This is a genomic window from Vibrio sp. QJM3NY_27, from assembly GCF_057785955.1.
The window spans coordinates 528,451-551,722 of the sequence record NZ_CM173512.1; the positions used below are offsets into that span (position 1 = coordinate 528,451).

17 protein-coding genes and 1 pseudogene are annotated in these 23,272 nt (G+C 45.6%); 8 read left to right on the forward strand and 10 right to left on the reverse strand.

All coding sequences use genetic code 11. The features are described 5' to 3' along the window. Positions 1-10 precede the first annotated feature (10 nt). The 8 genes from AC3CIA_RS18260 to AC3CIA_RS18295 form a co-directional block, all read right to left on the reverse strand. Positions 11-859 (reverse strand): carbohydrate ABC transporter permease, encoded by an 849-nt coding sequence (locus AC3CIA_RS18260; RefSeq protein ID WP_017077012.1) that lies wholly within the window; start codon positions 857-859, stop codon positions 11-13. Positions 860-905: 46 nt separating this feature from the next. Continuing rightward, entirely contained in the window at positions 906-1,892 is a 987-nt protein-coding gene (locus AC3CIA_RS18265) for a carbohydrate ABC transporter permease (protein ID WP_102551672.1), read from the reverse strand. 68 nt (positions 1,893-1,960) lie between these two features. Beyond that, positions 1,961-3,208 (reverse strand): ABC transporter substrate-binding protein, encoded by a 1,248-nt coding sequence (locus tag AC3CIA_RS18270; protein WP_054546147.1) that lies wholly within the window; start codon positions 3,206-3,208, stop codon positions 1,961-1,963. Between the two features lie 18 nt (positions 3,209-3,226). After that, a complete protein-coding gene (locus AC3CIA_RS18275; protein ID WP_488519459.1) occupies positions 3,227-4,234 on the reverse strand; it encodes a LacI family DNA-binding transcriptional regulator in 1,008 nt (335 codons plus the stop codon). Positions 4,235-4,680: 446 nt separating this feature from the next. Beyond that, on the reverse strand, positions 4,681-6,699 hold the full coding sequence (locus AC3CIA_RS18280) for a methyl-accepting chemotaxis protein (protein WP_371706688.1): 2,019 nt from the start codon (positions 6,697-6,699) through the stop codon (positions 4,681-4,683). A gap of 229 nt (positions 6,700-6,928) precedes the next feature. Further along, entirely contained in the window at positions 6,929-8,212 is a 1,284-nt protein-coding gene (locus tag AC3CIA_RS18285) for a carbohydrate porin (protein WP_102445631.1), read from the reverse strand. Positions 8,213-8,585: 373 nt separating this feature from the next. Next, on the reverse strand, positions 8,586-10,646 hold the full coding sequence (locus tag AC3CIA_RS18290; protein ID WP_488519460.1) for a prolyl oligopeptidase family serine peptidase: 2,061 nt from the start codon (positions 10,644-10,646) through the stop codon (positions 8,586-8,588). Between the two features lie 11 nt (positions 10,647-10,657). After that, the gene (locus AC3CIA_RS18295) at positions 10,658-11,575 is read right to left on the reverse strand and encodes a LysR family transcriptional regulator (RefSeq protein WP_054546142.1); all 918 of its coding nucleotides are present in this window, start codon (positions 11,573-11,575) and stop codon (positions 10,658-10,660) included. Between the two features lie 247 nt (positions 11,576-11,822). Between AC3CIA_RS18295 and AC3CIA_RS18300 the strand changes: the two are divergent. From AC3CIA_RS18300 to AC3CIA_RS18310, 3 genes and pseudogenes are all read left to right on the forward strand, one after another. Continuing rightward, positions 11,823-13,516 (forward strand): annotated as a pseudogene (locus AC3CIA_RS18300) (L-lactate permease). A 307-nt stretch (positions 13,517-13,823) separates the two neighbouring features. After that, positions 13,824-14,963: an FMN-dependent L-lactate dehydrogenase LldD gene (gene lldD, locus AC3CIA_RS18305; RefSeq protein WP_017083007.1), complete on the forward strand. Its 1,140-nt coding sequence runs from the start codon at positions 13,824-13,826 to the stop codon at positions 14,961-14,963. Between the two features lie 163 nt (positions 14,964-15,126). Further along, a complete protein-coding gene (locus AC3CIA_RS18310; protein ID WP_488519461.1) occupies positions 15,127-17,982 on the forward strand; it encodes an FAD-binding and (Fe-S)-binding domain-containing protein in 2,856 nt (951 codons plus the stop codon). Positions 17,983-18,121: 139 nt separating this feature from the next. Here AC3CIA_RS18310 and AC3CIA_RS18315 read toward each other — a convergent pair whose 3' ends face one another. Then, positions 18,122-18,364, reverse strand: coding sequence for a hypothetical protein (locus AC3CIA_RS18315; RefSeq protein ID WP_054546140.1), 243 nt, complete (start codon positions 18,362-18,364; stop codon positions 18,122-18,124). 24 nt (positions 18,365-18,388) lie between these two features. Further along, positions 18,389-19,258 (reverse strand): AraC family transcriptional regulator, encoded by an 870-nt coding sequence (locus AC3CIA_RS18320; RefSeq protein ID WP_017085035.1) that lies wholly within the window; start codon positions 19,256-19,258, stop codon positions 18,389-18,391. A gap of 115 nt (positions 19,259-19,373) precedes the next feature. Between AC3CIA_RS18320 and AC3CIA_RS18325 the strand changes: the two genes are divergently transcribed. The 5 genes from AC3CIA_RS18325 to AC3CIA_RS18345 all read left to right on the forward strand — a co-directional run bounded on the left by AC3CIA_RS18325 (position 19,374) and on the right by AC3CIA_RS18345 (position 23,189). Continuing rightward, on the forward strand, positions 19,374-20,522 hold the full coding sequence (locus tag AC3CIA_RS18325; protein ID WP_488519462.1) for an aminotransferase-like domain-containing protein: 1,149 nt from the start codon (positions 19,374-19,376) through the stop codon (positions 20,520-20,522). Between the two features lie 154 nt (positions 20,523-20,676). Beyond that, complete coding sequence (locus tag AC3CIA_RS18330; RefSeq protein WP_488519463.1) at positions 20,677-21,012, forward strand: 5-carboxymethyl-2-hydroxymuconate Delta-isomerase; 336 nt, start codon at positions 20,677-20,679, stop codon at positions 21,010-21,012. A gap of 73 nt (positions 21,013-21,085) precedes the next feature. Further along, entirely contained in the window at positions 21,086-21,517 is a 432-nt protein-coding gene (locus tag AC3CIA_RS18335) for a GNAT family N-acetyltransferase (protein ID WP_488519464.1), read from the forward strand. A gap of 268 nt (positions 21,518-21,785) precedes the next feature. After that, on the forward strand, positions 21,786-22,775 hold the full coding sequence (trhO, locus tag AC3CIA_RS18340; protein ID WP_488519465.1) for an oxygen-dependent tRNA uridine(34) hydroxylase TrhO: 990 nt from the start codon (positions 21,786-21,788) through the stop codon (positions 22,773-22,775). Between the two features lie 156 nt (positions 22,776-22,931). Then, positions 22,932-23,189 carry an HP1242/YdcH family protein gene (locus tag AC3CIA_RS18345; RefSeq protein ID WP_010432560.1) on the forward strand — a complete coding sequence of 86 codons (258 nt, stop codon included), beginning with the start codon at positions 22,932-22,934 and terminating at the stop codon, positions 23,187-23,189. Positions 23,190-23,272: the final 83 nt, after the last annotated feature.

Here is a 23,272-nt window from a genome sequence, read left to right on the forward strand (position 1 = left end):
ACCCTTAAACCTAACCTTTGACTGCGCCGGACGTTAAACCACTGATCATCTGTTTCGATGCGAACAAGTAAGTAATCACGAGTGGTAAAATTGAAATTGTAGTACCTAGCATCACCGCGCCCCATGGCGTATTTGGAATGCCTTGAACGCTTCGTAGCGCCTGTGTAATCACGTAATTATCTGGGTTGTTAAGCACCACGAGAGGCTGCATAAACATGTTCCAGAAGAAAACGAATTGAACGATAGCCAGTGTTGCTAATGCGGGCTTCATCAGTGGCAATACCACACTCCAGTACGTTCTAAACTCACCAGCACCATCCAGCTTTGCGGCTTCCAATAGCTCTTTAGGAATCGATGCAATCACGTGCTGACGCATCAGGAAGATACCAAATGGTGTCGTTGTGAACGGCAGCCACACCGCCATATGGTTGTCTAACAAGCCTAGGAATTTCACGATCATGAAGTAAGGGATCAAGCTAAGCACCGGCGGAATCGCCATTGAGCCAACCAGCATGCCGAACAACACGTTCTTACCGCGGAACTTAAACACAGCAAACGCGTAACCACCCATGCTACAAAACAGCAGCGAGATGGTGGTGCCTAAGAAAGCCACGTAAATCGAGTTAAACATCGCTTTCCAAAACGGCATGATTTCAAGCAATTTGGCGTAGTTAATCGCCAGGCTATCGCCAATCGCAAAGCTAATGCCCGTGCCGAAAATTTCAGAACGGTCACGCGTTGATAGCAGTGCCGACCATACAAATGGAAAGACTGTAATTAGCGCTGAAACAACCAGTAAAATGCCTAACATGACCATCAAGATCTTAGTCAGAATATACATGCTGCGTTCGCTTGGCATCAGTCCACTTAGTGGTGAGGTATTTGTCTTAATTGATGTCGACATCTTAATGTTCCCCTAAGCCTTTCTTACCGAAGAGTAAAAATTGAACCAATGTACAAGTCGCGATGAGTGCAAACAGTAACCATGAGATAGCAGATGCTGTGCCCATTTCTAGCCATTCCCAACCCACTTTGTAGAGGTACATCGAAATAGTTAGACCTGATTGACCCGTACCACCTGTACCACGTGTTAGTACGAACGGTTCTTCAAACATTTGCAGGTTACCGATGATGGTCATCGTGATAGCAAAGAAGATGAATGGACGAATCATTGGTAGTGAAATGTTCCAGAAGCGGCGGAAAGCATTGGCACCATCCATACGTGCAGCTTCTAAAATGTCTTTAGGAATCGTCATTAAACCGGTGGTGTAAAGAACGATGTTGAAACCGGTGTATTTCCAGAAAACCATGATCGCGATAGACGGCTTCACCATAGTGGCATCGTCTAACCAACGGATTGGTTGGAAATCGTTAACCCAAGCAAATGCCCAACCAAACAGCGTGCTATCGGCCAGAGCCATCAGCGTTTGGTTAATGATTCCTGAGTTAGGAGAGTACATGTTGAAAAAAATCAGTGACGCTGCGACCGTTGAAGTGATAAACGGTAAAAAGTACGCTGATGTTAGCCAGTGACGCATGCGATCACCCATAGAAACCAACATGTAAGCCACTGGAATAGCAACTAAATGCTGAGCCACACCTGACGTGATAGCTAACCAAAACGTATTCTTCAATGAACGCCATAACCACGGGTCAGTCAAGGCAATATGATAGTTCTCAAAACCAACGAACTCCATTGCATCCATGCCTCTTACCGGGTTCCACTCGTGGAACGACAGGTAAACGGAGAACAACAGCGGGAAGATCCCAAATACAGAAAAAATGATCAGAAACGGCAGAAGAAATCCATACGGTGTAAGCGCTTTCAAATTTAGACGAGAAAAAAGACTTTTATCCGCAGGTTCCATCGTTGTGCTCGCTGTATGATTCATAGTAACGACCTCTTAAAAAAAGGAAGCGCGTTATCCACGCTTCCTCACTTACTTAAAGTAAAAATAAATTACAAACTGCGTGTGCGACGCTTGATTAGACGTTCAGCCTCTTTCAACGCTGTCTTGATATCTTTACCTTCATCAAGCACTTCCATTAACGCGTTCTCCAAAATTATAGAACGTGCAACGTGATCGCCTTGTGCTGGAGATACTGGTTTGATATTTTGCGCAACTTCAGCAAAAAGAAGACGTGCTTTTTGTCCGCCAAGGAACTCCATCTCCTCTTGGAAAAGCTCATCGTCATACGTGGTTACGTTAGAAGGGAAGGCCGCGATAGTCTCAAAGGCACCCAGCTGAACATCACGATCAGTCGTCATGTATTCAATAAGAGCCCACGCTTCATCTGGGTTGTCCGATTGAGTTGGAATAGAAAGGAATGAACCACCCCAGCTGCCGTAGATACCATCTGGAAGGTTAGAGACTGCCCATTTACCCGCAGTATCTGGAGCCATCCAGTTTTGAAGGTGACCCAATAGCCATGCGCCAGATAATTGAGTTGCTAACGTACCGTTACGGAAGCCTTCGTACCATTCGTTAGACCAAGCCAGAATGCGGCCGTCTAAGCCTTTGTCGCGAATCTCTTTTGCTACTTCAAAAGCGTGAACAAAACGCTCTGATGTCACCACTGGGTTACCATCTTTATCAAAATAAAGGCCTTCACCCTCAGGAACCGTCGTGAAGATAATGGCTTGTGCAACATCTGATGCTGAAGCGATAAGTTGTACGTTTTGCTCTTTCAGTTTTTCACCAGCAGCGATGTATGAATCCCAATCTTTGATTGCTTCATTAACATCAATGCCCGCTTTTTCAAATACATCGGTACGGTAGTACATAACACCTGGACCAAGGTCGACAGGGATGCCGTACATATCACCATCAGCGCCTTTGCCCTGTGCCCACGCATAAGATGCGAATCGTTCTTCGTACTTATCTGCACCGTAGTTTTCAGACAAGTTAACTAGGCCGCCAGAACCCACGAATGGACCAATTTTCTCAACGTCGACAACAATCACATCACCCGCACCAGAACCCGTTGCAAGGTTCGTTGTCAGTTTAGTGTGGTGGTCACCGTGGTTGTTCATAAGGTAATCAACTTTGATACCCGTTTCCTTTTCGAAATCAGGCAGTAATACCTTTAGGCTGCTATCGAAATCAGGGAAACCGTCGAAACGAATTTCTTTGTCTGCTGCATTCGCAGCTGTTGTACCTAATCCTAAAGCAACCGCGCATGAAAGCGCTAAGGTCTTAAATTTCATGTTCTATCCTTAATATTTTTATAGGGTAACTGGTAAATCCGATACCGAGTTTCTAGTGACCAACGTCGGCAGCAATTTAAAGTTCACGTCATGTTTTATTTTTTTTAGCTTCTGTAGAGTGAGCTGTACTGCTTCAACGCTCATCTCTTCAATAGGGAAATTAATGGTGGTCAAACTAGGGGTCAGATAGCGCGCGAAGATGGTGTTATCGAAGCCCACCAGTGATACATCTTTAGGAACAGACAGCCCCTCTTGATGCAACACCTCGAAGGCGCCAAATGCCATGTGATCATTCGAAGCAAATACTGCTGTGAAATGACACTTACGATTTATCAGCTTCTTCATCGCACTGATGCCAGTCTCTTCAGTAAAGCCCGCTTCCGAGACTAATGCTTCATCGTATGGCACACCCGCTTCTTCCAAGGCCTTTCGATACCCCTGCAAACGCCCCCTAGCATCTGCTTTATCTAAAGGCCCGGTAATACACGCGATATCTGTATGTCCCTTTTGCAATAGATATTGAGTAGCGAGTAGCCCCCCGACTTCGTTATCAACATCAATGCAACTCATCGCCATTTCTGGGATGAAGCGGTTAATTAAAACCACAGGGGTCCCCTGTTCTTCCAATTCAATTAAATAGTCATCACTGAGCAGTTGAGTGTGAAGAATCAAAGCATCAACACGACGCCCCAATAGAAACTCCACCGACTCGCGCTGCCCTTGTTCGGTGTTCGAGCCCGCCGCAACAACAGCGTGGTAACCAAAGCGGCGTAGGTTTTCTTCTATGCTATGCAAGATGCCTGAATAGAAAGAGCCACCAAGCTCTGGAACAACAACGCCAACACTACCGGTACGACTTGAAGCCAAAGCTTGGGCGATAGAATTCGGGCGATAACCCAGCTCCTTGATCGCTTTTTCTACTTTCAGCTTCTTGTCATGACTGACTCGGCTAGTGCCATTAATAACCCTAGACACTGTCGCCTGAGACACACCTGCATGTTCTGATACGTGTTTAATTGTTGCCACTCGAACCTCGATACTTCATTAGCTTGTAACCGCTTACAAAACGATTATTAAAGAAAGGCGTCTTGGTTGAAGTGAGTGTCATCACACTAAAGTTGGAGGTAAAAAGGCCAGTTGTGGAAATCATGAAAGCGCTTACAGATTAACTTCACGCCATGAAACTGTTTCATGAGATTATTGTTCATATTATCAAGATGGCGCTCGGTTACTTGTTCGTCAGGTCAAACAAGTCCGCCTAAATCCATTTTTTTAAAACGTCATTTGATGATGAATCCGCAGCTGACGGCAATATACACGGGGAAAGTGACCTTGTTATTTCAATGGCCTTTCGAAATTGTATGAGAACATTTCACGGTGATTTTTAGCTCAAAGCCTTTTCATCAAAAAACCAGATACGAAAACGCCCAGCGGAAGGCTGGGCGTGAAATCATGGAAGAAATTAACTGGCTCTAATCTTTGTGATTAGATGATTCCGCTAACTTAAACTCTTGAGTTAATGAGAATTGCTGTTGCGACATGGTTTCAAGCTGTTGACCGTGGGAAAAAAGCACTTGGGAACGTTGCGAGTTATCTTCAGCCAAGGTGTGTATCTGACTGATATTTTGCGTGACTTGAGAGGCAACGACTTGATGCTCTGTCGTCGCGGTCGCGATTTGATGACTCCTTTGCTCAACCTCATTAAGCAGATCAGACACCGTCGATATCGAGTGATTCACTTCGCTGGTTTGTTCTACGCATTGAACCATACCCACCACGCACTGATTGATCTGTTCAACCGCCAGTTTAGAGCTAGTTTGCAACTGCTCGATCTTGTTGTGTATCTCTTGCGTAGAAGCATTGGTTTTGGCTGCTAACACTCGAACCTCATCCGCAACTACAGAGAAACCACGCCCTTGTTCTCCCGCTCGCGCGGCTTCTATTGCCGCATTCAACGCCAGTAGATTGGTTTGCTCAGAGATCCCAGATATCACATCCAGAATGGACCCAATACTGGCGCTTTCGCTTTCAAGCTGACCAATGGTCGCTGTTGATTCCGCCAGCTTATTTTCTAGGCTGCCCATCAATTCGACGCTTTTATTCATGGTCTTTTGCCCATCACAGGAACTGGATACCGCTTCGGTCACTAGCGTTAGAGTTTGGTTGGCCGCCTGAGTGATCTCCGTCACTGAGCACTCAATTTGTTCCATCGCTGTCGCTACCATCACCGTTTGATTGGTTTGTTCTTGCATCGCTTCACGCAGGGAACGACTGGTGCTTTGGTTCTCAAGGGAAGCTTCTTTTAGACGTGTAGAGGAGTGGCGCATGTTGTCAATCATTTGAGTCAGGTGACTGATCACCAAATTGACTTTATCGCTCACCAAACCAAATTCATTATTGGCTTGATACTGAACCATCACGCTCAAGTCTTTTTTGGCGACTTGGTCTAGTGCACTTTGCAGTAATTTACTTGGCTTGCGAATCCCTTTAGCGATGTTCAGCCCGATTAGCAGCGCAATAAAAACCGACCCAATAGCAATGATGGCCTGCATCAACAGTACTTGATGAGAGAAGTCCATCGACTCGTTATATAAACGTTTAGCCGTGTCTTCCGCGTACATAGAAAGCTCATCAAAATGGCTTAACTGCACATCAATTAGCTGTTCGATCTCCACTCTTTGCTGAGCAATGCTCTCATGTAGCTTCACGGTTTCCATATGCGTTGACACAGATCCTTGCGCTGAAAATACATGTGAAGCGAGCAGTGATAAAGACTGTTTACTGCGGCGTAACAAAGATGAGTCCAGATTATCCAAGTCTGATACAGCTTGTTCGAATCGCTCTTTACGACTTTGTAGACGACGCTCAACACCACGAATCTCCGATGACGTTTGCAGAGAGAAAGCTTCATTCGCTTCTGCTGCAATCAAACTCAACTGAACCAACAAGGCTTCTACCGCTTTTTGCGTTGCATCTGAGCTCGTGCTCGCCAATTGATTCACCAAGGTATTATTGAGTTGACCCACTACCGATTGAAATTGTTCCTGCTCCATCGAACCGAGATCTTTACTATCCAAATAAGAGACGTATAAGTCCAAGGACTGTTCTATCTTATTGATGGTGGCAACGCCCGCTTCTTCAATATTTTGGAGCATGGGTTCAAGTGGTGAGCCCGATTCAGCCTTGCCATCAAACCAATTCAACTGCTGCTGATATTGCGCGATGTTACTCACGACGGTTTGTTTCAGCGGTTCGAGCTCATCAATGTAGTTGGCGGATAAATAGGGAGTAGTGCTGCGATTAATGTCCAAGAAACGAATGGTGAGCGTGGAGGATTGGAGCATTAAAGGGGTGGCTTGTTGGGTTATGGTTTCGATGTGTGAGGTTATGTTCTTGTTGCTGCTAATACTCAACCATGCGCTACCCAGCATGATTACTATCAGCGTGAAGAAACCTAAATAGACTCGAGACACAATGGAAGAAAGTCTCATCGTTATTCCTTGATCTAGTGGCGAAAAAAAGGGCACAAAAATGTGCCCAAGAATGGAGTTAATTGAAACGTGCCCTAATCAATCTGCCTTTAGGGCTAAAATGGACAGTATTACTTACTCTTTAAAAGCATAGGTATTTCAACGTATGCTCTTAACAAGCATGGATATTCAAAAGTATGGCTCTTTGAAAATATGCCTAATTCAAAGAGCTATTGTTTCTAGCTTGTGATTACCACCAAGCTTCAAACATTGCGCCGAACGCAAGTGTATCTGCAGTAACCGTTTCAGTTGTGCCTTTAGTCTCCACATCACCCACTGTTGTGTAGAAACGTAGCATTGGACGACTCCAAGGTAGACCACCAAGTGATACGTTTTGAGATAGCGTGACTTTCCAACCGTTTTTCTCAGAACCATCATCACGATCTTCCATCGCATAGCCCGCTTCTAACCATGTAGAATGCGTGTCATCCCATTGGTACTGTGGACGAACGATACCAGCGTATTCGCTCTGCTCTGTTGCATCGTCACCAGAGATGTCTTTATACGATATAAGGTAATCAATAATGAATTGATCGCTCGTTGCGTAGTTACCTTCTAAACTTACATAGATAACTTGCTTATCGCCCGCTAACTCAAATACTGAGTTGTCAGCACCGTCAGCGTATTTAGCAACTAACTTGTTGGAATCACCTAAGCCAAGAGTTGCACCGATTTGCCATGCATTTTCATCGCTTACTTTATTCCCGATAGTATCGGCTTCTTCAGACGCGAAACCATAGTTAGCATACAAATCTAGGTTGCCAATACCAGCATTGATGCCGTGAAGTTTCGACGTAATACCATAACGGCCTGAATCATTACCTAGAGCACCGTCTTCGCTATCAACCGCACCAACAAAACCCATATCTAGCTTAATGCCACCAAGGTTTAAGTTGTTAAAGCCCGCACCTTGACCATCGTGAGACATCCAGAAGTAATCGTTCAAACCTTGTTGTGGGCGCTGATGGAAATCACGACCAGCCCATGCGTATAGCTCAGGTTGGCTCTCAACGAAATTAGTGACACCAGCGTACATTTTCTTCAAGTTTACGCCGCCAGAAGAACCCCACTGATCGTTGTTCCAATCATCAAGCATGAGCACTACGTCCCACTTCGCGCCGCTATCTGCTTGGAAAATTTTTCCTAATTGAAACTCACCGCCGTTGGCTTCGTTACCTAAACGACCAAGAGAGCGGCCTGAGCTACCAACTTCAACATAGCGATTGTCTCCATCCGAGTAATGTGCGCCGTAACGAGCGTAACCAGAGAATACAATCCCTTCTGGCACTTTCGTGTCTGGAGTCAAAACTGCTGGCTGTTGATCGTTAACATAATCAATTTCAACAACCTTAGATTCTAACTCTTGGATTCGTTTTTCTAATGCTTCGATATTAGTATCAGCAGCAAAAGAAGAGAGTGAAGCAAGCGATGCCGCCACTGCGACCGTTATTGGCAAAAGCTTAAATTTTTGCATTGTATTTCCCTATTATTTTTTTGAGTTTTCATCGAACAGGGAAATATTAAGCAATGAAAGAGTTGAAAAGTTGGTCGCTGTTCACACTGATAAATCAACTTAAATGCCATGAAACTTTTAGAAAATCCATGACGAAAACTACTGATTTTAGATCAACAGGTTATAGTGGAAAATGTGTAAAATATCAGCTTGAAATCGCTTTCATTTCATCAGTAATGGTGGCGGCTATCACGTAAAAGGGTGCCGAAAAGCAAAGAGAACGAGGTGTGAATTTGATTGGTTTTCATATATATGAAAAACCTCAAAATCTAAGGCAGATTTTGAGGCTTTTTGGTCTGAGTTAAATACCCAGTTATCTAAAATTAAGTATTTTCTAGATTGAACCTAGGGACTCTATTCCCATATTAAACAGGGTAAATGCGTAGATATCAGCAGCGAGGTCGATAGCTTTACTCAACGGCATACCTGCCCCATGCCCTGCATTGACGTCAATACGGATCATCACTGGCACGCCACCTTCATGCTTGTCTTGCAGCTCTGCAATGAATTTATAAGAGTGAGCCGGTACCACGCGATCATCGTGATCGGCAGTCGTCACCAATGTCGCAGGGTAATCCGCGCCGCGCACCACATTATGAACCGGAGAATAACCCAGCAGGTATTCAAACATCTCTTTATTCTGCGCTGATGTACCGTAGTCGTACGCCCAGCCTTCGCCAGACGTGAAGGTGTGGTAACGTAACATGTCCAACACACCAACCGCTGGCAAAGCCACTTGGAACAACTCAGGCCTTTGTGTCATGCAAGCGCCTACCAGCAAGCCTCCGTTAGAACCGCCGCGGATCGCTAACTTATCGCTGCTGGTGTAGTTTTCTTCGATTAAGAACTCCGCAGCAGCAATGAAGTCATCAAATACATTCTGTTTTTGTTGTTGTGTACCGGCTTTGTGCCACGCCTTACCGTATTCGCCACCACCGCGTAAGTTCGGCACCGCATACACACCGCCAAGCTCTAGCCAACTACCCACTGTTCCCGAGAAGGAAGGGGTTAAGCTGACATTAAAACCACCATACGCGTACAACATGGTCGGATTACTACCATCTAACACTAATCCCTTCTTATAAGAGATAAGCATCGGAACCTGAGTGCCATCCTTCGAGGTATAGAAGACTTGTTTAGACTCAAATTGATCCGACTCAAACGGAGACTCAGAGCGTTGGTAGATTTCAGAGCTTCCAGATTCAACATCAAAAGAGAAAATCGTTGGCGGCGTTACGTAGTTGGTAAAGGTGTAATGAAGCTGGGTTTGCTCGTTTTTTCCACCTAAGCCGCTGGCCGTTCCGAGACCCGGTAAGTGGATTTCACGAACCAGATTGCCTTGGTAATCCAGCTGCTCAATCTTAGACACCACATCGACCATGTAGTGGGCAAACAAGTAACCACCGCCAGTGCTGATATCTAACGGCTGTGGCTTTTCAGGAATGATATCGAGCCACTGTTGACTGCGAGTATCAAAGCTCACCACCTTGCCATTAGGCGCATCGAGATTGGTGTATAAAATGAAGACTTCATCTTGGTTATCGATGAGGTACGTATCGCTATCCACATGATCAATCAGCGTGTTCAGCGATTGTCCAGGTGAATTTAAATCGATATAGAACAGTCTGTTACCCGATGTCGACTCTCGACCTAGAATGATCAAGTAACGGTCGTCTTCGGTGGTATAGCCTGATACATAGCGGTGCTGCTCAGCGTTGTTCTCGCCAAAAACCACTTTGTCGCTAGCTTGCTCTGTACCCAACTCATGGAAGTAAAGTTTGTGCTGTTCGGTACGTGCAGAAAGCTGGCTACCGTCTGGCTTATCGTAACTAGAGTAATAAAAGCCACGATTACCCAACCAAGAAATGCCGGTAAATTTGGCGTCGGTGATTTCGGCTTCAAGCTGCTGTTTAGTCTCGGTGTCGATAACAAAGATCTTACGCCAGTCGCTTCCACCCTCTGAAATACTGTACGCCACTAAGCTGTAGTCTTTAGAAAACGACACCGAGCCAAGTGATGTGGTGCCATCTTTCGAAAAAGTGTTCGGATCTAGGAATACTTCAATCGGCTGACCTTCTTTCTGACGATAAAGAATATTGTGATTCTGCAAGCCATCGTTCTTATAGAAGTAGGTGTAATCTCCTCGTACAAACGGCTGCGAGCTCTTTTTATAGTCTTGCGCTTTCGCCAGCCTTTCTCGCAGTTCAGTGCGATACGGAATTTGAGCAAGGTAATCGAATGTGACTTCATTTTGACTCGCCACCCATTGCGCGGTTTCGTCACTTCTGTCGTCTTCTAACCAGCGATATGGGTCTTCGATTATCTGACCAAAATAGTCATCGCTAACGATCTGTTTATTGGTGATTGGATATTGATACTCTTTTAAATAGCTCATCGTGATCCTTATTAAAAATAATGTGAAATCGTCAGGTAACGCGTTCTGATGTGTTCAATCAATAACTTAATCTTGTTCGGTGGCTGGCGCGTAAAGGGGTACACCGCATAGATACCGAGCTTCTTGCCGACTAAATCTGGAAAGATATCCACCAACTGCCCATTTCTAATATCGTGATACACCAGACAACGCGGCACGTACGCAACACCATGACCACCCAACGCAGCTTTACGAAGTGCCGTGGCGTTATCGGTAGAAAAAGAACCAGAAACACGCACGATGTATTTATCGTTATCAGTAAAGCCGTCTTTACTATGTAGGAACTGCCACTCACTGGCGCCCGTTGTTTGATAAGCGTATTGCAGGCAGTTGTGATCCACCAAATCTTTGGGCTGCATCGGCTTACCGTTTTTGGCGATATAAGACGGAGAAGCACACACCACCCATTGCGAATCAAGGATATGACGAGCGATTAAACTGGAATCTTCCAAATAACCCGTTCGAATAACCAAATCAAGGCCATCATCAACCAAGTCGACAAAGCGATTGTTAAGTGACATATCGACCGTTAAACCTGGGTGCATATTACAAAACTCGGCAACAGCGTCTGCCAGAATCAAATCTCCGGAGATAGTAGGCACTGACATTTTGATATGACCACTGACATTTTCACCAAAGCCTGAAACTGCGTCCATAGCCTCTTGAGCCGCCTGCTTCACATTTTTGGCTCCGTGTAACATTGCCTTACCCGCCTCGGTAAGCGTCAATTTACGCGTGGTTCGATATAATAGCTGCACGCCAATCTCTTCTTCCAAACGCGCAATTCTCTTACTAACTACCGAATTTGTAAGGTTATTTTGCTCTGCCACCTTACTAAAACTGCCCAGCTCTACTACCTGTGAAAACAGGATCAAATCGTCTGCTCGCATTTGATTATGCCAATTTTGGAATTAATTATTTTCATTATTTCCCTATATCAATAAAAAATAAAGGGGTAAATTCACGCCAAATTAACAAAACAATTACAAAAACAGCTTTTGCAATCACATCGGTTACAAATAAAGCGACTCTAATTACAACAATTGAATCCTCGAGATTCAGATTACACCTACAAAACTAATGACGTGTTATTCACTTCAAACATGAACGTTTGAAAACAAGTACGAGGAAGTACCCATGAGTGAAACTCTACTAGCATTATTGGCCTTTTCGCCAATAGTTGTTGCAGCGATTCTGCTGGTTGGCCTTAACTGGCCTGCAAAAAAAGCGATGCCAGTGGCATTTGCATTAACCGTTGCTATCGCCCTATTAGCTTGGGACATGTCTGGCACTCGCGTGTTGGCTTCAGTATTCCAAGGCTTCGGCATTACCGTGTCGGTTCTCTGGATTGTGTTTGGCGCCATCTTCTTATTAAACACTTTGAAACACACCGGAGCTATCACCACCATCCGCAACGGTTTTACTGATATCTCAGCAGACCGTCGTGTACAAGCGATCATCATCGCTTGGTGTTTTGGTTCATTCATTGAAGGCGCATCCGGCTTCGGTACACCCGCTGCAATCGCCGCTCCTTTACTCGTTGCAATCGGTTTCCCAGCATTAGCTGCGGTACTGATGGGCATGATGATTCAATCTACGCCGGTATCGTTCGGCGCGGTTGGCACTCCTATTATCGTTGGTGTGAACAAAGGTTTAGATACGCACAACATCGGTGAAAGCCTGATTGCCAATGGTTCAACATGGGACGCTTACCTACAACAAATCACGTCAAGTGTTGCGATCATCCACGCCTGTGTTGGTGTGATGATTCCTGTATTGATGGCGATGATGCTGACTCGCTTCTTCGGTAAGAACAAAAGCTGGACTGAAGGTCTTGATATCCTGCCGTTCGCACTGTTCGCAGGTGCTGCTTTCACTATTCCTTACGCACTAACAGGTGTTTTCTTAGGTGCTGAGTTCCCATCACTGATTGGTGGTTTGGTTGGCCTTGCGATTGTTGTAACAGCAGCAAAACGCGGCTTCCTAGTACCTAAATCAAAATGGGATTTTGAGAGCGAAGACAAGTGGCCAGCAGAATGGTTAGGTTCTTTGAAAATCGACCTTGATGACAACACCAAAGCCATAAGAAAATGAGCATGGCGATGGCATGGGCACCTTACGTGCTGCTCGCTGTCACTCTAGTTGCTAGCCGTGTGAGCCCTGAGTTCAAAGGCCTACTTAAGAGCGTTAGCCTTTCTTTCAGCAACATCCTTGGCGAGACAGGCGTAAGCACAGCGATTCAACCTCTGTATCTACCTGGCGGTATCTTGGTCTTCGTCGCACTAGTCGCAGTTCTAATGCAATCACGCAGCGCAGCACCATTGGCTAAAGCCTTTGGGGAATCGAGCAAAACACTGATTGGTGCCGGCTTTGTATTGGTGTTCACCATCCCAATGGTCCGTATCTTCATTAACTCAGGTGTGAACGGTTCTGATTTAGCGAGTATGCCAGTAACAACTGCTAACTTTGCAGCTGACCTAGTCGGCGGCGCATTCCCAGCGTTAAGTGCAACGATTGGTGCGTTAGGTGCCTTCATTGCAGGTTCGAACACCGTTTCAAACATGATGTTCAGCCAGTTCCAATTCGAAGTAGCACAAACACTGTCTATCTCTAGTGCCGTGGTTGTTGCTCTGCAAGCCGTTGGTGCAGCAGCAGGTAACATGATTGCGATTCACAACGTGGTCGCCGCATCGGCAACCGTAGGCTTACTAGGACGTGAAGGTGCAACGTTACGTAAAACGATTATCCCAACGTTCTACTACTTGGTGATGACCGGCATCATCGGCCTAGTAGTTGTCTACGGTTTCAAAATGACAGACGCACTTATGTAAATCCATAAGTCGTTACAAAAGCACTTGGCGTTAATACTCAATTCCCCGACTGCAACATCGTCTAATAAGACAGTTGATGAGTTTCGGAATGGATACTAAAACACATCAACACCCTCGGGTATTAACGCCATTTTATTGTTTCACTGTTTATTTGCTTCATAGACTAGTTGCTTCACCAATTAGTTACTTCACCGGTTAATCGCTTCACCGTTTAAGAAAGAGCCAACACTTACTTTTTCAAGAATTAAAGCAGCCCAAGCCAAGCTCTCATAGAAGGGCAACATCCCAAGAATTTAGGACTGAAATTATGATCATATCCGCATCGACTGATTACCGCGCCGCAGCAAAAGCGAAATTACCACCGTTTCTTTTTCACTACATTGACGGCGGTTCTTACGGAGAACATACCCTACGCCGCAACACCGCCGATCTGGCAGAGATCGCGCTCAAGCAGCGTGTCCTCAATGACATGTCAGATCTGAATTTGGAAACCGAGTTGTTCGGCGAAAAGCTGGCAATGCCAATCGCCTTAGCGCCAGTTGGCTTAACCGGTATGTACGCACGACGTGGCGAAGTACAAGCGGCTAAAGCGGCTGACAACAAGGGTATTCCTTTTACCATGTCTACCGTGTCGGTGTGCCCAATTGAAGAAGTCGCACCTAAGATCGAACGCCCAATGTGGTTTCAGCTTTACGTGCTAAAAGATCGCGGCTTCATGAAGAACGTATTGGAACGTGCAAAAGCGGCAGGCGTAACAACGCTGGTTTTCACGGTTGATATGCCGGTACCAGGCGCTCGCTACCGTGACATGCACTCAGGAATGAGTGGCCCAAATGCAGCAATACGCCGCGTATTTCAATCTATGCGTCATCCTAGTTGGGCAGTTGATGTAGGTTTACTCGGTAAGCCACACGATCTTGGCAACATCTCGACTTACCGAGGTTCTCCAACCAAACTGGAAGACTACATCGGTTGGTTGGGTGACAACTTCGACCCGTCGATTTCATGGAAAGACCTAGAGTGGATCCGTGACTTCTGGGACGGCCCGATGGTCATCAAAGGCATTCTTGATGAAGAAGATGCAAAAGACGCCGTGAGATTTGGCGCAGACGGTATCGTAGTTTCAAACCACGGTGGTCGTCAGCTTGATGGTGTTCTATCAAGTGCTAAAGCACTGCCTGCGATTGCAGACGCGGTAAAAGGCGACACCAAGATTCTGGTCGACTCTGGCATTCGTACTGGCTTAGATGTAGTTCGCATGATGGCGATGGGCGCAGACTGCACCTTGCTTGGTCGCTCTTTCGTCTACGCGTTAGCAGCGCAGGGACAAGCAGGTGTTGAGAACCTACTCGACCTTTACGACAAAGAGATGCGCGTTGCGATGACTCTAACTGGCGCCAAGACAATCAAAGACTTAACTCGTGATTCTCTGGTGGGGCTAGATTAAACCTCAACGATTTAGGTTCGGATTCGGATTAATGCTTTGGTCTACTTAGACTGAAGTTCAATCGGTGTCACAGCAATTACACTGCCGTTGTGACACCGTTTAAGCACTGGAAAATAATATATAAAACAAATCAGTGCCAAATAAGAAGCACAAGGAAGCAAAGATGGAGACAACCACATCTAATGAGCGAGTAATAGACGCACAAGCTTATCAGCAGCTTGAAGCGATACTGGCTCAAAAAATAGAAACAGAACGCATTGTCACTCAAGAGGCAAAGCGATTGGCTTACGGCACCGATGCGAGTTTTTATCGCTTGGTGCCGAAAATGGTTCTAAGGCTCAAGAACTTAGACGAAGTCATATTCACCATTCAAAGCTGTCGCGAGCTGGGCATTCATTTTACCTTTCGCGCCGCGGGCACTAGCCTGTCAGGACAAGCGGTTTCAGACTCGGTACTCATCACCCTAACCGACGACTGGCGCGGTCATGAGATTGTCGATAACGGCAATCAGATCATTCTTCAACCGGGAGTGATTGGCGCTGATGCCAACAAATACCTTGCCCCTTTCCAACGTAAAATCGGCCCAGATCCAGCCTCTATCAATACCTGTAAAATCGGTGGTATTGCAGCGAATAACGCCAGCGGTATGTGCTGTGGTACTGCGCAAAACTCGTATCGCACCGTCGAGAGCATGAAAATCGTATTGAGTGATGGCTCCCTGCTTGATACGGCTGATAATGCAAGTGTTGAGGCATTCAAGCAATCACACAAAGAACTGTTTGAAGGCATTGTTGAATTACATCAACAGACAGCTTCAAACCAAGAACTTGCAGACAGAATCCGCCACAAATACCGCCTCAAAAACACCACTGGCTACGCGCTCAATGCTTTGGTTGATTACCACGACCCAATTGAAATCATCAAACACCTGATGATTGGCTCAGAAGGCACGCTAGGCTTCATCGCAGAGATTACCTACAACACGGTTATCGAACACCCAAACAAAGCTTCGGCCCTGTTGGTGTTTGCCGACATCGAACAAGCAAGTAAAGCCGTTACTACGCTATCAAAAACACCGGTTGCTGCCGTTGAATTGATGGATGGCAGAGCACTACGTTCAGTGGCTTATAAACCGGGTATGCCTGCATTTATGCCAAGCTTGGATTTAGAAGCCGCGGCTATTTTGGTTGAATCACACGCCAGCTCCCAGCAGGACTTAGATTTACAATGTAAATCAATTTTGGATGCATTGACTGAATACACGATTGTTGAATCGGTGCCTTTCACTTCCGATCCAAAGACAGTCGCAACTCTGTGGGGCATCCGAAAAGGCATGTTCCCTGCCGTTGGTGCCGTTCGTGAAGTCGGTACGACCGTTATCATTGAAGACGTGGCTTTCCCTGTCGAAAACCTCGCTAATGGTATTCGAGAGCTGCAAGAGCTGTTCGACAAATACGAATACAGCGAAGCGATCATTTTTGGTCACGCCCTCGAAGGCAACCTGCACTTTGTGTTTACTCAAGGCTTTGATAGCCAAACAGAAATCGATCGCTACGGCGGTTTCATGGATGACGTTGCCGAACTAGTCGCGGTGAAATACCAAGGTTCACTGAAAGCAGAACATGGCACTGGCCGTAATATGGCACCTTATGTCGAATTGGAATGGGGCAAAGATGGCTACGCCTTGATGCAACAAATCAAAGCCTTGTTCGATCCAGAAAGACTGCTCAACCCCGGCGTTATTATTAACGACAATCCAAATTCGCACATCACCAATTTGAAGCCAATGCCTTCTGCTGACGACCTTGTCGACCGCTGTATTGAATGTGGCTTCTGCGAGCCTGTTTGTCCGTCTCGTACCTTAACCCTATCGCCACGCCAACGTATCGTGTTGTACCGTGAGTTACAACGCCGCCGTGCTGCAGGTGAGGAAATAGAAGCAAACGAACTAGAGAAAACCTTCGAATACCAAGGCATTGATACCTGCGCGGCGACTGGCCTGTGTGCCGAGCGTTGTCCAGTGGGAATCAACACTGGCGACTTAATTAAGAAGCTTCGTATTGCTAAGTATGAGAAATTCACACCTATTGCTAAGTGGACAGCGGATCATTTCTCGACCACCACCAAGCTGACCAAGGCCGGCCTCAAAACCAACCAAGTGGCGAGTAAAGTGTTAGGCGCAAATACCGTCGGCAAGCTAACCAACGGCTTGCGCTCAATAACTAAAGGTGCGACACCCGTTTGGATGCCGGAGATGCCGCAATCCAATAGCCACTCGCTAACCTCATCACCAATGACGGCAGAAAACTCAAGCAATCATAAGAAGGTGGTTTACCTGCCTTCGTGTGCGAGTCGCACCATGGGACAACAGAGTGATGCGGGCGACCAATGTCCCCTAACTGAAGTGACCATGTCTTTACTTAATAAAGCCGGATTTGAGGTAATTCTTCCGAAGAAGCTAGACGACCAATGTTGTGGCATGCCTTACGACAGCAAAGGGATGACCGATTTAGCCCAATCTAAAGCGCAACAGCTCGAAGAAGTGTTGTGGCAAGCGAGTTGCCAGGGTGAATACCCAGTCCTAATGGATACTAGCCCATGTGCTAAACGCAGTATTGAACAGTTCACCAAACCGTTAGAGGTATTAGAGCCAACAGGGTTTGTGAACAAATACTTGCTTGAACATCTGACACTTGAGCCGCTGCAAGAAACCGTGATGCTGCATGTAACCTGTAGTTCTCGCCGTATGGGTTTGGAAGGCACTATGTTAAGCCTTGCTAAAGCCTGTACCGAAGAGGTCATCGTTCCAGAGCATATTCAATGTTGTGGCTGGGCGGGTGATAAAGGTTTTACCACTCCAGAGCTGAATGAAGCGGCGGTACACCCACTCAAGGAACAAGTGCCGAGCAACTGCACTCGTGGATTCAGCAACAGCCGAACCTGTGAGATTGGTTTATCACATCACAGTGGCATTCCGTATCAATCAATCTTGTACTTGGTGGACGAAGTCGCGCAGTAGCTTCACTCTTAGTACAGAGCAATTTGCTCCCACTTAAAACGAAAATGGCAGCCCAATCAGGCTGCCATTTCTTTATTCGGTTATTTGACGGATGTTACTGAGCTAGGTATTACGAAGCTAGTGGTTACAGATCTAACGCCTAGACAGCTAAGCGCATCAACTCTTCTGGTGAGTAGTGCTCTGCTTCTACGCCTTTGGCGATTAAGTCGATCACTTGGAACTCACTCATGTCATCAAACTCTTTAACTAAGTAATCACGAAACGCTTTCTCATTCGGCCATTTACCTCTTACGATATAGCCATCTTCTTTGTCAAAATCTTCTGTTTCAAAGAATGAAAAGTCGGTCATACCAATATTGTGGCAATACAAAACGAGATACATAATTTTTCCTCAAAAACGGGGTTACTAATAAAAACTCACAGGGAGGTAGAAATCAAGCTCAAACACTTCATCACTATTAAGAAAATGGTTCCGATGATAATGCACATACGCAGGAGTCGAACGCTGTTTGAAACCAGAAGCCGGCAACCATTTTTCCAATACCATACTGATCTGTGGTAGCAGCTCACCATAACGACCATTAAGTCGAAATACGGCATGCAAACCGCCTGGAATCACCATCTGATTAACCACACTGCGATACTTAATCGGTTCATCAATCGCGATGCACGCTACATAACGACACTGATCCATTTCAACCCAAGCGGGGTTGGAGTGATGCAAGCCGAACTGACTCGAAAAGTCACGCTGTTCGGAGTTCGCCCATGCTTTCAGTATCAACCACGCATTACGAATGGATCGGTTATAGCCAGTATGTCGAACATAAGCTGCCATTCGGTCTGATACTTCAACAATTTTAGGTTCCGGCAACTCCCGCTGCGACACATTCAAATAGCCTGCCGCCACTTCGGGATCTTTCAGGTAAGGTTTTTCTGCAATCTGTAAATCATGCTTACGCCATTCTCCGGGCGACATATTAAAGGTCGCTTTAAATGCTCGACTAAACGAGGACACAGAGCTAAAGCCACATTTATGGGCTATCTCAACCACAGACGAGCTGGTATCGAACATCAATTGATTAGCCGCATACTCCATTCGAGTGCGTCTAATGTATTGATGCAACGACTCCCCAACCACACTTTTGAACGTGCGATGAAAGTGTTGCTCTGAATACGCAGCAATCTCAGAGAGCGCTTTTGCCGACAAAGGCTGACTGATGTCTTGGTGAATATGGAACAAAACATCATTGATTCGGGATATGTGTTGTCGTGACATCGTTCAAATAGCATAAATGGACATGTTTAAGAGCATAAACGGACACGCCAGTTTTTACAATTGCCGTGTAATATCAAGCGATAGAATAAAAACGATAAACGACGAGACACAACACATGGAAATCGCACAGTCATTACAACAGATTCAATCTTCATACATTCGAGAGATCCTCGCAGCCGCAAGCGATCCAAATGTTATTTCGTTAGCCGGTGGTTTACCCGATGCGAAAACATTCCCTATCGATTTAATGAAGCCTACGCTAGAAAATCTAGCGAACATGCCTGAAGTTTTCCAATACGGTTCGACCGCAGGTTATGGCCCGTTGCTTGATCACCTAACACAAAGCTACCAATTGCCAGAATCTCACACGGCAATGATCTGTACAGGTTCTCAGCAAGGTTTGGATTTGATTGCACGTGCTTATGTTGATCCGGGTGATTTGGTTGTGATGGAAGCGCCAAGTTACCTAGGTGCGATGCAGGTTTTTGGCTTAGTTCAAGCAAACATTGCGACTGTGTCTCAAACAGAATTTGGCCCGAACCTGGATGAGCTGGAAACGTGCTTTGCACAGCAAGCGCCGAAAATGTTCTATGCCGTACCTGATTTCCACAACCCAACCGGCGTGTGCTGGGCAACAGAAACTCGTCAAAAAGTGGCTGAGCTGTGTATCAAATACAACGTAGCCTTCATTGAAGATGCACCATACCGTGAGCTACGTTTCACTGGTACGGAACTGCCATTGGTTTCTTCGTTCTGCCCTGATAACTCTATCGTTCTTCGTTCATTCTCTAAGATTGCATCGCCAGGTCTACGTATTGGCGCGGTAACAGGCAAACGCGGCTACCTTGAGCCACTGATCAAAGTGAAGCAAGGCGCTGACTTGCACTCAAGTGTACCCATGCAAGCGCTGCTTGTCGGTCTTCTGAAGCATGAAGACTTCAACGTACATATGGAAAATATTCGTACTTTGTACAAGTCTCGTTATGAAGTGTTGTTTTCAGAGCTAGAAAAACAACTGCCTGCAGATTGCGTGTTAAAAGCCGTAGATGGCGGGATGTTCATTTGGGTTGAAATCCCAGAGTGTGACACCTTTGAACTGGCTAAAACTCTACTTTCGAATGGTGTAGCGGTTGTACCAAGCCCTGTATTCTATCCAAAAGCTGATGAAGCTAAAGCCGCACTGCGCTTAAACTTCACCAACGCCAACCCAGAAGAATTAACAGAAGCGGTGAAACGCTTAGCGGAAGTACTGAACCAAGCGTAATCGCTGACGATACTGACCGCTTTGGTGATTGCCTGATCGGCTTATTGCCGAGAAAGCCGCAACGAATTAGCATTAAGAGCCAATGTCATTCTCAACAAGAGAGTCACATTGGCCTTAATTTTAGGTCGCTATAAAACACAGAAAGGACTTCACTTTGCCTCATTGCATTATCGAACACTCATCCACGATTGATGGTCAGCAACTCAATCAAAAAGTGTTTCTCGGCGCGATGGAATCTCAGTTGTTTTCACCTATAGGGGAAGACATCAAGGTACGCAGCTTTGCCTACCAGCATTACCAAACCGGTGAGCTAAAAGAAGACTTCGTGCATGTCTCTGTGCGTATTTTATCAGGGCGTAACGAAAGCGATAAAGCGATGCTCTCCAAGTCCATTTTGGAACAATTACTGACTCTTCCACTATCCAATGCTTCGCTGACCGTAGAGATCATTGATATAGACACAAGTAGCTATTCAAAAGCCTTAGTTTAAAGGCAAGTCACAAACGAACAGCCCCTCAAATAGAGTATTTTCAAAGCATTAGTTAGACAGCATGGAGCAATAAATGGAAGTGGTGATTGGTAACAACCCTGAATTGATAATGAAAGCACAATCAATTCGTCATCAAGTCTTCGTTGTTGAACAAGGCATACCGCACATATTGGATCTTGATGGGCTCGATCTTGTCTCACATCATGCACTGATCACCGATGAAGATAATTTAGTCGCTACTGCACGCTTGCGCATTGATGAATCAGGATACTCAACTATGGCGCGTGTTGCTGTTCTACAGCCTTATCGAGGATCTGGTATCGCATCTGAAATTGTCATGGCACTTCTAAAACATGCCTCTGAACATGGTGCTAAAGTAATTGAAATCCACGCTCATCAGTACCTAAAGAATTACTATGAAAAGTTTGGCTTTGAGTTCATTCGTGAAGTAGAAATCGTCGGGGAACACCAGCTCATTGAAATGAGATACAACATAAGTTCGTAGCCAAATATTCAATAAGCAACAAGATACCACTACTTATCTGAGCTAAAACTGCTTATCAAATAGCTACCACCTCCACACACCTAAAACCACACAAATCAAAATTATAAATAGCCCTACTTTTGGTTGGTTTTTGTCCTTCCTTGGCTTGGTTATACTGCGGCGGATTTTAATAAGCCAATATGGGCAAACCTGAGTGAATTAAACTCAGTCTGTATCATAAAAGGCAACCGCTCTGGATTTACGTTCCAGCTCGCAGAAAGGAAAAACCATGTCTCAATATGTTGTATGTGCTCTGTATAAATTCGTAGCACTTGATGATTACCAAGAAATTCGCCAGCCACTAACCGACGTGTTAGAAGCCAACCAAATCCGCGGTACTTTGCTACTTGCGAGTGAAGGTATCAACGGCACCGTTGCAGGTAAGCGCGAATCGATCGACGCCCTTCTTCAATGGTTTAAACAAGATTCTCGTTTGGCTGATGTTGTTTACAAAGAGTCGTTCAACGAAGAACAACCATTCAACCGCACCAAGGTTAAGCTTAAGAAAGAGATCGTAACCATGGGCGTTGAGGGTATCGACCCACGCCACGTTGTCGGCACTTACGTGAAACCAAACGAATGGAACGACCTCATCTCTGATCCAGATGTAATTTTGGTTGATACTCGTAACGACTACGAAGTCGATATCGGTACATTCAAAAATGCTGTAAACCCAAACACAGAAACCTTCCGTGAATTCCCTCAGTACGTTGAAGAAAATCTTGATCCTAAGAAGCACAAGAAAGTCGCGATGTTCTGTACTGGCGGTATTCGTTGCGAAAAATCAACAGCCTACATGAAAGAGCAAGGCTTTGATGAGGTTTACCACCTTGAAGGCGGCATTCTTAAGTACCTAGAAGAAGTACCAGAAGAAGAGAGCATGTGGGAAGGCGACTGCTACGTATTTGACGGTCGTGTTGCAGTTAACCACCAGCTAGAAAAGAGCGGCTACGATGTGTGTAACGCGTGTCGTCTGCCAATCACTGACGAAGACAAAGCCTCTGAGCACTTCGAGAAAGGCGTAAGCTGCCCTAAGTGTATTGATAAGCACAGCGACGAGCAGAAAGCGCGTTTCCGTGAACGTGAAAAGCAAGTCCAACTGTCGAATGCTCGTGGCGAAACCCACGTAGGCGGCGATGCTGCTCACCTTATCGATCAACGTAAGAAAGAAAAGCTAGCACACAAAGAGCAGCAACGCTCAGGTAAGAAAGCGAAGTAGTTTTTAATATTACGCAAATCACAAAGGGCATCAGCGAATCCATAATGGAACGCCAATGCCCTTTTTTGATCCTGCTCTCGCTTTGTGTCTAGGAACACATTTATCTTCAAAAATAGGCTCTATACTGAAGATAATTCGACTAGAGAGGAAGTGCCAATGCTCAATGAAAACCATGCCTTTATCTTAGATTTCCCAGATCTTAAATTAGACATTGTTCAGCTCAACCACGACGACGAAAAATTCAAAGCAGACATGCAGAAATACCACCAACTCGACTACGACATCCGTCAGCTAGAAATCTCTGGCAGCCCTATCGATGACGACAGCATGCACAACCTCAAAGTTGAACGCATGGCGCTAAAAGACTCGCTACACAAACAGCTCACGCGCCACCACGCACTTAAGATCGTATAGAAAAATCAACCCAAGACTTTATTCTAAGCCATGCATCACGCATGGCTTTTTGGTTTCATCACATCGCAAATCTAAGCTAATTC